Annotated in this window: 10 protein-coding genes; 5 read left to right on the plus strand and 5 right to left on the minus strand. The window is 70.6% G+C overall.

Translation table 11 applies throughout. The annotated features are described in order from the left end of the window. Positions 1 to 2,275: 2,275 nt before the first annotated feature. Together ABD794_RS10695 and ABD794_RS10700 are read right to left on the minus strand one after the other, a co-directional pair. Entirely contained in the window at positions 2,276 to 2,563 is a 288-nt protein-coding gene (locus ABD794_RS10695) for a hypothetical protein (protein ID WP_344962653.1), read from the minus strand. A gap of 22 nt (positions 2,564 to 2,585) precedes the next feature. Further along, positions 2,586 to 2,732: a hypothetical protein gene (locus ABD794_RS10700; RefSeq protein ID WP_344962655.1), complete on the minus strand. Its 147-nt coding sequence runs from the start codon at positions 2,730 to 2,732 to the stop codon at positions 2,586 to 2,588. A 1,650-nt stretch (positions 2,733 to 4,382) separates the two neighbouring features. Here ABD794_RS10700 and ABD794_RS10705 point away from each other — a divergent pair. The 4 genes from ABD794_RS10705 to ABD794_RS10720 all read left to right on the plus strand — a co-directional run bounded on the left by ABD794_RS10705 (position 4,383) and on the right by ABD794_RS10720 (position 9,023). Then, complete coding sequence (locus tag ABD794_RS10705; protein ID WP_344962656.1) at positions 4,383 to 4,583, plus strand: hypothetical protein; 201 nt, start codon at positions 4,383 to 4,385, stop codon at positions 4,581 to 4,583. A 395-nt stretch (positions 4,584 to 4,978) separates the two neighbouring features. After that, positions 4,979 to 5,233, plus strand: coding sequence for a hypothetical protein (locus tag ABD794_RS10710; RefSeq protein ID WP_344962657.1), 255 nt, complete (start codon positions 4,979 to 4,981; stop codon positions 5,231 to 5,233). A 2,129-nt stretch (positions 5,234 to 7,362) separates the two neighbouring features. Beyond that, positions 7,363 to 7,881 (plus strand): hypothetical protein, encoded by a 519-nt coding sequence (locus ABD794_RS10715; RefSeq protein WP_344962659.1) that lies wholly within the window; start codon positions 7,363 to 7,365, stop codon positions 7,879 to 7,881. A 350-nt stretch (positions 7,882 to 8,231) separates the two neighbouring features. Continuing rightward, positions 8,232 to 9,023 carry a response regulator transcription factor gene (locus tag ABD794_RS10720; RefSeq protein WP_344962661.1) on the plus strand — a complete coding sequence of 264 codons (792 nt, stop codon included), beginning with the start codon at positions 8,232 to 8,234 and terminating at the stop codon, positions 9,021 to 9,023. On the opposite strand, the gene ABD794_RS10725 is transcribed toward ABD794_RS10720, so the two are convergent. Next, positions 8,982 to 9,479, minus strand: coding sequence for a MarR family winged helix-turn-helix transcriptional regulator (locus ABD794_RS10725; RefSeq protein ID WP_344962663.1), 498 nt, complete (start codon positions 9,477 to 9,479; stop codon positions 8,982 to 8,984). The two genes, ABD794_RS10720 and ABD794_RS10725, sit on opposite strands and share 42 nt — an antisense overlap. Positions 9,480 to 9,588: 109 nt before the next feature. Between ABD794_RS10725 and ABD794_RS10730 the strand changes: the two genes are divergently transcribed. Beyond that, a complete protein-coding gene (locus ABD794_RS10730) occupies positions 9,589 to 10,404 on the plus strand; it encodes a trans-aconitate 2-methyltransferase (protein WP_344962665.1) in 816 nt (271 codons plus the stop codon). A gap of 153 nt (positions 10,405 to 10,557) precedes the next feature. Here ABD794_RS10730 and ABD794_RS10735 read toward each other — a convergent pair whose 3' ends face one another. Both ABD794_RS10735 and ABD794_RS10740 read right to left on the minus strand, forming a co-directional pair. Further along, positions 10,558 to 11,250: a TetR family transcriptional regulator gene (locus ABD794_RS10735; protein ID WP_344962667.1), complete on the minus strand. Its 693-nt coding sequence runs from the start codon at positions 11,248 to 11,250 to the stop codon at positions 10,558 to 10,560. Next, positions 11,247 to 12,242 (minus strand): acyl-CoA desaturase, encoded by a 996-nt coding sequence (locus ABD794_RS10740; protein WP_344962669.1) that lies wholly within the window; start codon positions 12,240 to 12,242, stop codon positions 11,247 to 11,249. Before ABD794_RS10740 ends, ABD794_RS10735 begins: the two co-directional genes overlap by 4 nt. Between the last annotated feature and the right edge of the window lie 128 nt (positions 12,243 to 12,370).

The following is a 12,370-nucleotide window of genomic DNA, read 5'->3' on the forward strand; positions in this document are numbered from 1 at the left end:
CGACGACTCCTGCCGAGACGACGGCTTAGCGGCGGGAACAAGATCGTCGCGGTGCAGCGCTTGCGGCGAATACGAGCGCCCGCAGATGAGGTCCAGACTGCTGGACCCTGGTGACGGGCATGTCAAGTTCCTCCTTCAAGGTGCCCAGCGGGCTGAACTACGTGACGTGGTGTCGAGGGACCACTGGTCAGTCTGGGGTCAACGCGGGTGACCAAGTGGCAAGGCGGTCCCGAATTCATGGGCGATCGACGACATCGGCAAGGGGACGGCAAGCTGCGCAGCAAGATCGCCACGGAGAACGGCAAGTTCGTCCGCGACCCTATTCGGACCAACGTGGAGGGTGCTACAAGATCGCGTCTCCAAGGAAACTTCTACATGCGTCGGACGACCACCAGACCGGAAGGCCGGGCGAGGCCGGCCGCTTCGTCAAAGAGGTTGTGGGCGTACGACTGTCCAACGGCCGGGCGAAGGGCAGGACGACGGCCGGGTGAGCTCCACGATGGTTGCCGATACGGCAGGACAAGGGACGGCGCGGCCATCGTCTTACCGGACGGCGAGCTGGCGCGGGCGGGATCGGTCGTGGGATCGACCCGAACACCTTCCGCGCAGGTATCTGTTGAAAGAACACGCTCGGACACGAAGAAGGTCGAGAGCCAGATCTTTCGCAGTTCGAGCAGGCCATCTGGACGCAGGGGCGGCTCACCTGGTCCTGCAACTACATCACAAGGTGGTGTCCGAGACCGTTCGCGGACGGCAAGGAGACATCGCCATGATCGGGGCACCGGCTGGGCTCGGGTTTCGGACCCTGGGGTCGTACCGCCCTCGATCGACTGATCCGTGGTTGGACGACCGGCGACGCTTCGCTTATTCATTTGGCGAGGCGCTCGAAGTCGTATCCCTGTTGCCATCGCGCGTACATGCCTGAACGATCGTTAGTACGCGAAGTACACGGTGATTGGAGGGATTCGGCATTCGGGGGATTCTCACGAGTAGGGGGCGGGAACGTCGAAAAAAGCGTGTAGCTTCAGGGGGAAAGAGGGCGACAAAAGAGGACGTAGCGAACGTAGAGCGTGGCTAATCGACGGACACGGAGACGTAGCGGGCGACAGGGGGAAGCGCATGGGCGTGCGGCTCATGGTGGTCGATGACCACCGACTGCGGCGAGCCTCGCATCGGCGTGAATTGCGCGGGCACAGACGGGGCTAGCGGCGGCCGCGGGGGTCGAGCGTCGGGGCGCGGCAGATCTGGTGGTGAGCCGCGCTCCGTGTGCCTGTGGTGCACGGCGGACCGGCCGAGCCGGGGGCGTTCGAGCCCGTCGTCCGGAATCAAGCGGAGCGGCCCGCAGGTCCCGTCGTAAGGTGCTCGGGCGGTGCCGAGCACGCTGGGCATGGGCGTGACTTCGCCCCGGTGCCTCCGGCTACGTCCGGCACAACGAGCGCACTCGAGGCGCGAGCGGGAATGGCTCAAGCCGCGCGGGCGAGGCCGCGGTCGAACCCCCAGCCTGCCCATGGCGCGTTCACCGAGCTGCTCAACCAGGCGGCCAGCCGAGGACGAGGGCGCCCGGTGCTCCAGCTGCTGACCCGCGCGAGCGTCGAGGTGCTGGTGTGGGTTAGCCGAGGGGCGAGGGACCACCCGGCGATCGCCGCGGGAATGGGCATAGCGACCCGGAGCACGGCCACGCACCCACGTCCAGGGGTCCTGATGAAGATTCGGATTGGGTCGGCCCCCGGCGGGAGAGCCGCGGAGCCGCTCGCGACGCCACCGCAACAGGGCTGACTGAGACCGGCGGCCCGGGCGTGCCTTGCGGCTACTTCCCGCGGCGTGTGTGGCGGAGGCCGGCGGAGCATCCTGAGGGGGAGGGGGTGCCAAGACCATGAAAGGACGACGAGGACGAGCATGCCCAGCCCCCGTTCCAGAGGGTTGTGTTGATGACCTGCCTTGGCCAGGCTCCTCGTCCGAGCGGTGATCCGGCGACGGTGACGACGACGACGTGACGCGTGAACAGCCGCGATGACCCAGGGCCGTATGTCGAAAGAGCCGGGGCGGCCCCAGTGCGGGGGGGTCGTTCATAGCGATCCCCGATAGAAGGAGAAGGGCACGTAGGCAGGCCGGGCGCGAGCACGACCGCGCCCCAGCCGAGGCACGGCCGGCTGCAGTACCAGGGGTAGTCGCCCCCGGGGGCGTCGGCTGGCCGCATGCCGGTAGGACCAGCCCCGCCAGCGGGACGCCGCCGGCACGGGGCTCGGGTCTTTTTTTGAACAGGAGACCGAGACCGTCACCACCGCGCCGACGCGAACGCGGCGAGCGCGGAGACGAAGTTGGCGCCCTGACGGAGGGGATGGATCACGATCCCCTGCCGGTAGAGGACGAAGTAGAAAGGAACCATCGCCGGCCCAGGTCCTGCCGGACAGACCCCCAGATAAGCGCGCCGCGCCGCGTGTGTCCGCCGCCAGAACAACCCGATGACGAGACGCAAGAAGAGCGGGACGTTGAAGAAGGAGAACAGAGTCTGGAGGTAGTTCATGATGTTGGAGAAGGACGCGGCGAGGAACGCCGTCCCCATGCCCTCCGAGCACCGAGCACGGTCACCACACGCCCGGCCGCCAGGTAGTACGGTCGTTGCGCGGACCGGCCGCACGTACGCGGCCCAGATGTCGGCCGGTGAACACCGTGTTGAAGGACGAGACTTGGCCGACCACCCGGGCCATGAAGGCCGCGACGCAGCCGGTCAACGGCCAGGCCCAGCACCCCGTTGGGACAGCATGGGATCTCGCGCATTCAGGACGGGGATGCGTCGTTGTAGGGTCGCGATCGAGCCCACGCTGACAGGTCCAGTGTGCACCAGGCGCCGGGTTACGACCGCGAGGGGCGATCAGTGCCACGGCCACCACACGACTCACCAGCGGAACTCAGACAGTCTTCTGGCGCGAATGCAACGCGACGCGATGTCAAGGACGCGAGTGAAGTATGCGCCGGGGCCCGATGCCGCGGCCGAGGTCACCTTCGCGGGACAGGGCCCGCTGCACCCGCGAAACGTTGAGGGCTGGTCCAGTATCCGAAGCTCAGGACGTAAAGCGAGGCCCAGGGGCGAATGGTGAGACAGTTCGCGCCCAGCGGGTTGGACGTGTTGCCCGATGCCCGTACGCCCCAGGCCGGTGAGGAAGTCCCCTGTGGCCCAGCCGACAGGAGATCACGGTCACCGCGTGCGCTCCACGCCCAGTAAAACTCTCAAGCCGCAAGGATCGCAGCAACTCCAGTAGCATGTCTGCCACGACGACCACCGTCCAGGATGGGATTCAGCGCGGCCAGGATGACCCTGTGGGAAGAACCAAGCCAGCGACCTCGTTGTAGAACGGCCGAGGTCAGGCCGCCCAGGGTGATGTAGGCGAGGACGAAGAGGAGACCGGCTCACGAACCACGGCCACCCACTGCGGACCAACCCGAGGAGCGACCGGAGCCAGCATGGCACCAAAATGGTAGAAGCACGCAGCTGGTGACCGACCGCTAGTATGTGACGCCATCCGATGGAGGACTGGCGAAGATGACCTCGCAGGACAGCAGGTCGCTCGAGTGCAAGGACCGCGCCACGAAGCGGGCAGCAGCAGGAACTCCGGTACGGAGCCGCACTCGGAGCGTACGCTCGACGGATCATCAGCCAGAACCAGGGAACAGACCGCCATGGCCCGATGTATCCGCCGACCCCGGATTCAGTACACTAGTGGCAGGTTAACACCCCCCGGACCCACGTAGGTGCGCCCAGCTATAGCGTGTCCTGGCCCCATGCCACAGGATCCGGTAGCGACCGAGGTTGGGCGGCGACAGAAGGCGATGGCGGTGGACCCAGGGTGGCAGCGAACCGGCCCGCCAGGAAGAAGGATCCAGACTGGTCCGCACCGACCGGCGGGGCGGACCAGCACCGGACGCCCAGGACGCGAACGGCGAAGTAGAAGGGGCGAGGATGGTCGGCAATAGGCGAGGCCGTCGACGGGGAGCCGGAAGCCGTCGGCCAGTCGCGCATCGGCGTGCGGATCGTGCAAGTCGCCCATGGGCAATGGATCTCCTCGTTGTCACGGCTTGACCGCGTTGTTGACCTCCTTGGTTCTTGTGAAGCGCGGGGTGGGGAAGGACCGGTGAGGGAGAGCCGAGGGACGGGTGAGGGAAGACCGCGTCCGGCTCGCGGAAGGCCGCCCCCGAGCTGGCTCGTACTACGACGCCCGGGACGGGGCGCGCGCGACGACGCCGACCACGCGCCCCCTCGCCCGGCACGGGCGCGGGCATCCGAAGCCGGCGCACCGAATCCGCTGCTGGGGCGACTGGTCGGTCAGGTACGCCTCCCACCGACAAGGACCGCACATACCATCCCGCCGCCCGGGTACTGACCGTTGTGCCCCACCCGCGACGGACGGCCGACCGAGATCCGGCCGGACGACTACGAGGTCGTCGTCCTGGAGAACCGCTTCCCCGCCTCGCCGGGTCCCCCCGGCCGCTGCGAGGTCGTACTGCGTTCAACCGCCCGACACGACGGCTCCCTCGCCGCCCCTGGACCAGACGAGCGGGCCACGCCCGTGGTCCTCGCGGCGTAGGACGGACCGGCACGGCGGAGCTGTCCGCCATCCCACCCGGCGAGCGGCGCTTCGAGGCAGGTCTACTGGCCCTCACGCAGAATCACCAATCGAGGCGCAGGAACTTGACGAGTGGACGTGACCACTCACAGGCATCGCGCACGCTGGCCTTAGAGCTACGGGAGTACCCGTTCGTGAGCCCCGCGGCACGAGCAGCGGTTCCTCCGGCCTCACACGTGTCGGCCGCCCACACCGCGGGCGCACGGCCGCAAACCCCTTCAGACGCATGTGGTGGCGCCGAGGAGGCCACGACGAGAGCGGCGGTTAGGTGCTCGCCGGGAGCACTGGGACGGGCGTTCGCTGCCGTACGCGGCCCGCTTGGCCCCTCGAGGTTCCACCTGCACCCCCGGCGCAGGGTGCCCGGCCTGACCGCCCTCGGCGCGGCCGCGCGGCCGCAGCTGCCGGCTCCAGCGCGAGAGCTGCTGCGCCGCTTCGACCGCGCTCTTCAGGGCCCGGAAGACCCGCCCCTACACACCGTACGTCAGCGGGCTGGCACCAGGCCCCCGCTGCGCCACCCGCTGCGCGCGGAGTTCGCCCGCACCTACGAGGGTCTTCACCGTCCGCGAACTCCCGGCAAGATCAAAGTTCCTCGGCGGTCCGCAACGGCATGAACGATGTCCTTCAACGATTGCCGAACGGTATGGCACGCGGCCGAGCGACTGGCGAGAGCACACCAGCTGGCAGGGGGTGTTTTGTGGGGGCGGTGGGTGGGGGGGGATGTAGGGGGGGGGGGGGGCAGGGGGCAGGGGGGGTGGGGTGCGGGCTGGTGGGGGGGGGGGTGGGGGGTGGGGCGGGGGGTGGGGGGGGGGGGGGGGTGTGGGGGTGCGGGGGCCGCGGGGGGGGTGGGGGGTGGTTTCTTGGGGGGGGGTGGGACAGCAAGCGAATGAACAGGAGCAAGTGCATTGGTGTCAACGGGTGCATGACGGTGCAGGGTGCTTACTTGTCGCAGCGTAACGTACACGGGCCTACATCTGCTGGCGGCCGGGCACACCTGACCGTGCTCGACCGACCTCTCCACCGGCACGCACGCCGTCCCGGAGGGCGCGGCTGCTTGTCGACGATGGGCGCTGCAGCGACCGCGGCCGCGCCAGCTGGACGGTTCGTAGCGACGCGGGATTAGCTGGCATTTACGACCGCACTGCTCCACAGGTGGCGAGTCCGTCGCAGCATCCCGAGAATATGCGCGCCAACACACGTGGGCGGAGGACGCTATCGACCTGCTCGAGCACCATGCGCGGTTGCGGGGTGCCGCACAACCTGGGTCTTCTGCCTCCAACCGCCTGCCCACTAGCTGGCGAAACGGCCGCTCGTGCCACGATCGGCGAGGACCTCCCCGGCCGTCTCCCCCCGCACCCAACCCGTACCGGCAGCGAGAGCAAGCTCGCACCGGGGACAACATGACTCGCCGCGAGTGCGCGGACCAAGGGCTGGCCGGCTCCGTCTCGCTGCGCTACTTGAAAAGTGGGCGGGCGCGCAACAGGACCGTGTGGATAGGACCGAGAATAGCGTACCAGAACCAACCCCCAAAAGTCCGCCAAAATACTAGGGTCCCGCTCGTCCATTGCGGGTCAGCCCTCGCGACCGAGGCCTGGGCGGAGATCGACCGTCCACGGCGACGACTCCCGACCCCCGACGGCACCTGCGTCCGACGACTGACGCTGCAAGCGTCCCGACCTGGGCGAGCGCCCATCTGCTGGCTCCTGGCCGCCGTTCCGCCCGGGCACGAGCACCTGGGTGCACACCCTCGCAACGGCAGCGGCTTTCTCCGACGGAAGAGTCGTCGAGACCGCGCGCAGAGGTCACCGGCCACCCGATCCAGCAGCGCACCGGTCCCCTGGCGGCCGGGGGCGACCCCCGCCCGGATGGTCGCCTACCCGAGCGTGGCCCGCAGAGGTCTGGGCTGGCGGCGGTGCGCCGCCGCCCGGACCCCACTCTATCCCACCACCTCCCCCCAATGGACGGAACTATCATCGCGGACGATGGGACTTCGCGCGCCGCCCGTGCGGAGTCCGCGCACGCGCCCGCGAGGAGGGAGGCCCGCTGAGCGGGCCGGCGCGTCGCGGACGCATTCCGCGCCGGGGTTCGCACCGCGTGCGCGGGCGTCTCGGTCCCGCGGCCCAGCCCGCGGCAACTCAATACTCCGGCGAACCCCTACAAAGCTACGACTACAGACGGCGGTTCCGTGCTGCCACTCGCACTCTGCCGCGAGCCACTGGGCGGCTACGCCACCACGCGGCCGCCGCCGGCCGACACGGGCATGCTGCGGCTGCACTCACGCGGACACCTCCCGGGACGAGCGGCCGAACTGGCCGTCGCGGAGCTGGAAAACCCGGGCTCCGTAGTGCGTCCTGTGGCGCCCGCCTACCGGCGCGTCGCCTTGGGCGCTGCGCCGGGCACGGGATACGGGCGGACGGACGCGGGACGTGCACGTGGAGACGGACGTGACAGCTGGGCGCAGGCGTCCTCCTCGGTCGCCCCTGGAAATGGCCGGTGGCGCGGGCCCTGACCGGGCGTCGCAGGCCGCAGGAGGCGGATCCGACAGCGAAGCATCGGCCAGGGCGGGGCTGGCCCGGCGAACGACGAGCCCACGCATTCCCGGGGTGCCTTGCCGGAATCATGGACTCAGACGGCCGCGCGTAGCGGCAACAACGGGCCACGTGCATGAACCCTCCGCACCCGCGATCTACGCCTTGCGCAGGTCCCTGCTCGACCCGCGGCGCACGGGCTGCGGCTCCTGGTCGTGGACACCCGGGCCGCCCACGCGCTGCGGGACGGCGCGTACGCGGCGCGGCGCGCCGGTTGCGAGGCGGGCGCGCGGGCGCTCGGCGTACGGCTGCTGTGCGACCTGGCCCCTTCGCAACTTGACGGAGCACTGAGGCAGTTGAAGCCCGGATTGGCTCCCCTGGTGCGGCACGTGGTGACGGAGGAGGCGCGCGTCGCCCGGGTGGTGTCCCGTCTGGAGTCCGGGGACCCGCGGTCCGTCGGGGAGGTGCTCACGGCCGGACACGCCTCGCTCCGCGACGACTTCGCCGTCTCCTGCGCCGAACTGGACCTGGCCGTGGCGGCCGCCTGCCGGGCCGGGGCGCTGGGCGCCCGGATGACCGGCGGCGGCTTCGGCGGCTCGGTGGTGGTGCTGACCGAGGAGGCGGACGCGGCGGGTGTGGCGCGTGACGTGGACGCGGCCTTCGCCGCCGGGGGGCACCGGCCGCCGCGGGTGTTCGCCGTGGCGCCGGAGGACGGAGCGCGGCGCGACCGCTGACCCGGAGGCCGCTGCGCGTCGCCCAACTGACCTGCGGTGCCGCGGGGCTTGGGCCATCCGTGCGTCACATCGCGTCGTTCCGCGTCGTTCACCGCCTCAATACTGAACAGAAAGCTCACCATAAACATCCGGGTCAAGCAGTTTTGCGAATCGGCTTCCGTTGTCGTACCCCGGCCGTACGCTGAGCAGAGCGTCGGTGGGGGCCGACGCCGATCAGGGGGCGAGACAGGCAGGTACGACGCCCGGGGCGGGGTAGTTGTCGGAGCGCGGCGGCGGCCGCGCGCCGGGACGACGGCTCCGTACCGGGCGCCGTACCCGCACTGCGCGCCTCCCCGGATTTGGGGGTGGTTGTGGCACGTATTCGGGTACTGGTCGTCGACGACCACCGCATCTTCGCCGAGTCCCTCGCCGCCGCGCTCGCGGCGGAGCAGGACGTGGACGTCTCGGCGGCCGGCAGCGGGCCGGCTGCGCTGCGCGCGCTGGAGCGCGCGGCGGTGGAGGGACGTCGCTACGACGTCCTGCTGATCGACGCCGATCTGGGCGCGGTGGCCGTGGAGGCCGCCCGGGTCCCGGAGCAGCGGCGGCCGCCCGGCCGGCAGGGCCCGGGGCCGGACGGCGGTGGCGTGGTGGACGGCATCTCGCTGGTGGCCGGGGTGCGCTCGGGCCACCCCGGGGTGCGGACGGTGGTCCTCGCCGAGCGCGACGACCCGCGGCGGGCGGCCGCCGCGCTGCAGGCCGGCGCCGGCGGCTGGGTCGCCAAGGACTGTTCGCTCTCGCGCCTGCTCGCGGTGATACGCGGAGTGCTGAGGGACGAGACGCACCTGCCGCCCGCGCTGCTCACCGGCGTGCTGCGGGAGCTCACGGCCGCACGCAAGCACCGCACGGAGAGCGAGCGGCTGGTGGAGTCGCTGACCCCGCGCGAGCGCGAGGTGCTCCGCTGCATGGTGGCCGGGCTGGGCCGCAAGGCCGTCGCGGAGCGGCTCTACCTCTCCCCGCACACGGTCCGCACCCACATGCAGAACGTGCTGGGCAAGCTCGGGGTGCACTCCACGCTCGCCGCGGTGGCGCTGGCCCGCCGCGCCGGGGTCGGCCCGGTGGACCTAGCCGGGGACGTTGTCGAACGGGGCGGTCAACTGGCGTAGCAACCCGGCCAGTTCGTGGCGCTGGGCGGTGGAGAGCTCGGCGAGGATCGCGCGCTCCTGGGCGAGCAGCCCGGCGAGCGCCTCGTCCGCCCTGTCCTGCCCCTCCTCGGTGAGCCGCACCAGCACGCCGCGCCGGTCGTTGGGGTCGGGCTCGCGCCGCACGAGGCCCTTCTTGGCCAGCCGGTCGATCCGGTTGGTCATGGTGCCCGAGGTGACCAGGGTCTGGGTGAGCAGCTGCCCGGGGGAGAGCTGGTAGGGCGCCCCGGCCCGGCGCAGCGAGGTCAGCACGTCGAACTCCCAGGGCTCCAACTGGTGCTCTGCGAAGGCCAGTCGACGGGCGCGGTCGAGGTGGCGAGCGAGCCGGCTGACCCGGCTGAGCACCTCCAGCGGCTCCACGTCGAGGTCAGGGCGCTCCCGGCGCCATGCTGCGACCAGCCGATCGACCTCGTCCTCCATGAGATCAGTGTAGTGGGTCTGTCGATATGAAGTCTCTTGACGTCAAGATACTTGCGGAGGGATGCTGAGAGGAGGGCCGGCCGCACGCCCGCTCCACGGGAGGACCACCATGCCGCACGCCGCCACCACCTGGGACCCCGCGCAGTACCTGCGTCACGAGGGCCACCGCACCCGCCCCTTCCTCGACCTGCTGGCCCGCATCCCCGACCTGCCGGCCGCCGGCCCCGCCCGCATCGTCGACCTCGGCTGCGGCGCGGGCAACGTCACGGCCCTCCTCGCCGAGCGCTGGCCGGACGCCCTGATCACCGGGCTGGACAACTCGCCCGAGATGCTGCGGGACGCCCAGGCACACGCGGGCCGGACGGCCGGCGGCGGCCGGATCTCCTTCGCGGGGGCGGACGCCGCGGACTGGGCGCCGATCGGGCCGCTCGACCTGATCGTCTCCAACGCGGCGCTGCAGTGGGTGCCGGGTCATGCGGACGCGTTCCCCGCGTGGGCCGCGGCGCTCTCCCCGGGCGGGGTGCTCGCCTTCCAGGTCCCGGGCAACCACGACTCGCCGTCGCACACGCTGCTGCACGACCTGTGCGAGTCGCCGCGCTGGCGCGACCGCCTGGACGGCGTCCTGCGCGGCCCGCATCGCGTTCTGGACCCGGCGGAGTATCTGGAGCGGCTGGCGTCGCTCGGCCTGGCCGTCGACGCCTGGGAGACGACGTACTGCCATCTGCTGGCCGGTGAGGACCCGGTCCTCGACTGGATCAAGGGGACGGGGCTGCGGCCGGTGTTGACGGCGCTGGCCGACTCTCCTGCCGAGCGGGAGGAGTTTGTGGCCGCCTACGCGTCCCTGCTGCGCGCGGCGTATCCGGCGGGGCCGCACGGGACGGTCTTCCCGTTCCGCCGGATCTTCGCGGTGGCGCGTAAGGGGTGACTTCTCCCCGCCCCGCCCTTTCACCGTTTCTCGCGCGCTCCGCGCGGGGCAACGCGGCTGCGCCGCGTTAGTCCTCAAACGCCGGACGGGCTGAATCAGCCCGTCCGGCGTTAGCCTCCCCGCCCTCCGCGGAGGCAACGCGGCCCCGGGCCGCTAGGAGCGCCGGTGCCCCACCAGCCGAGGCCGCGGCTCCAGACCGTCCAGCCCGTGCCACGCCAGATTCACCAGATGCGCCGCCACCTCCGCCTTCTTCGGCCGGCGCACATCCAGCCACCACTGCCCCGTCAGCGCCACCATCCCCACCAGCGCCTGCGCATACAGCGGCGCCAGCTTCGGGTCGAAGCCGCGGGCCTTGAACTCCAGGCCGAGGATGTCCTCGACCTGCGTGGCGATGTCGCTGATCAGCGAGGCGAACGTGCCCGTCGACTGCGCCACCGGCGAATCGCGGACCAGGATCCGGAAGCCGTCCGTGTAGGAGTCGATGTAGTCGAGCAGCGCGAACGCCGCCTGCTCCAGCAGCTCCCGCGGATGGCCCGCCGTCAGCGCCCCCGTGACCATGTCCAGCAGCTGCCGCATCTCGCGGTCCACGACGACCGCGTAGAGCCCTTCCTTGCCCCCGAAGTGCTCGTAGACCACCGGCTTGGAGACCCCGGCCTTCGCCGCGATCTCCTCGACCGACGTGCCCTCGAAACCGCGCTCGGCGAAGAGCGTGCGACCGACGTCCAGCAGCTGCTCGCGGCGCTCCGCGCCGGTCATCCGCACCCGGCGGGTGCGTCTGGTCCCGGACGCGGGGTTCTGGTCCTTCTTACCGGTGGTCTTGCTGTCGATCGCCACGCCGTCAATCATGCCGCGTGCGCGGCACCCTCCTTCTCCCTGTTCTCCTGGCGCTTGGCCGCGATGCGGTCCGCCTTGGGCCAGCGCACGTCGTACGCCCACCCGGCCTTTTCGAACCAGCGGATGATACGGGCGCTGGAGTCGATCTGCCCCCGCAGCACCCCGTGCCGGGCCGACGTCGGGTCGGCGTGGTGCAGGTTGTGCCAGGACTCGCCGCAGGACAGGATCGCCAGCCACCACACGTTCCCCGAGCGGTCGCGCGACTTGAAGGGCCGCTTGCCCACTGCGTGGCAGATCGAGTTGATGGACCACGTCACATGGTGCAGCAGGGCCACCCGGACCAGCGAACCCCAGAAGAAGGCCGTCACCGCTCCCTGCCACGACCAGGTCACCAGACCGCCGATCAGCGGCGGGGTCAGCAGCGACACCGTGGTCCACAGCACGAACTGGCGGGAGACCGCCCGGATCGCCGGATCCTTGATCAGGTCCGGGGCGTACTTGTGCTGCGGCGTCTGCTCCTCGTCGAACATCCAGCCGATGTGGGCCCACCACAGGCCCTTCATCAGCGCCGGGATCGTTTCGCCGAAACGCCACGGCGAGTGGGGATCGCCCTCGGCGTCGGAGAACTTGTGGTGCCTGCGGTGGTCCGCGACCCAGCGCACCACCGGCCCCTCGACCGCCAGCGAGCCCATGACCGCCAGCGCGATGCGCAGCGGCCGCTTCGCCTTGAAGGAACCGTGGGTGAAGTAACGGTGATAGCCGATGGTGATGCCGTGGCAGCCAATGAAGTACATCGCGGTCATCAGGCCCAGATCCAGCCAGCTCACCCCCCATCCCCAGGCGAGGGGCACCGCGGCGACGAGCGCGACGAAGGGGACGGTGATGAACAGCAGCAGGGTGATCTGTTCGATCGAGCGCTTGCTGTCACCACCCAGCGTGGCGGAAGGGACCGGGGCCGGTTGGGCCTTCGGCACGTCTTCGAGCACGTCGGGGCTTGCAGTCATGGGGTTCCCTCGTGGGGGTCGGGGAGCTGGCTACGGTTCCGTAACCTACGGCAACGTAAGTATGGCAGGGCCCCGGGACGGGGCAAGAGGGCTCTCGGCCACCGCGCGTCGGGGGCGACCTATGCTTG

It is taken from the genome of Streptomyces thioluteus (assembly GCF_039535865.1).

What these genes read in the sequence shown, in the direction of transcription:
- ABD794_RS10735 (WP_344962667.1), bottom strand. Translation starts at nt 11,250, where the DNA reads ATGATTGACGGCGTGGCGATCGACAGCAAGACCACCGGTAAGAAGGAC.
- ABD794_RS10725 (WP_344962663.1), bottom strand. Translation starts at nt 9,479, where the DNA reads ATGGAGGACGAGGTCGATCGGCTGGTCGCAGCATGGCGCCGGGAGCGC.
- ABD794_RS10695 (WP_344962653.1), bottom strand. Translation starts at nt 2,563, where the DNA reads ATGGGGACGGCGTTCCTCGCCGCGTCCTTCTCCAACATCATGAACTAC.
- ABD794_RS10740 (WP_344962669.1), bottom strand. Translation starts at nt 12,242, where the DNA reads ATGACTGCAAGCCCCGACGTGCTCGAAGACGTGCCGAAGGCCCAACCG.
- ABD794_RS10730 (WP_344962665.1), top strand. Translation starts at nt 9,589, where the DNA reads ATGCCGCACGCCGCCACCACCTGGGACCCCGCGCAGTACCTGCGTCAC.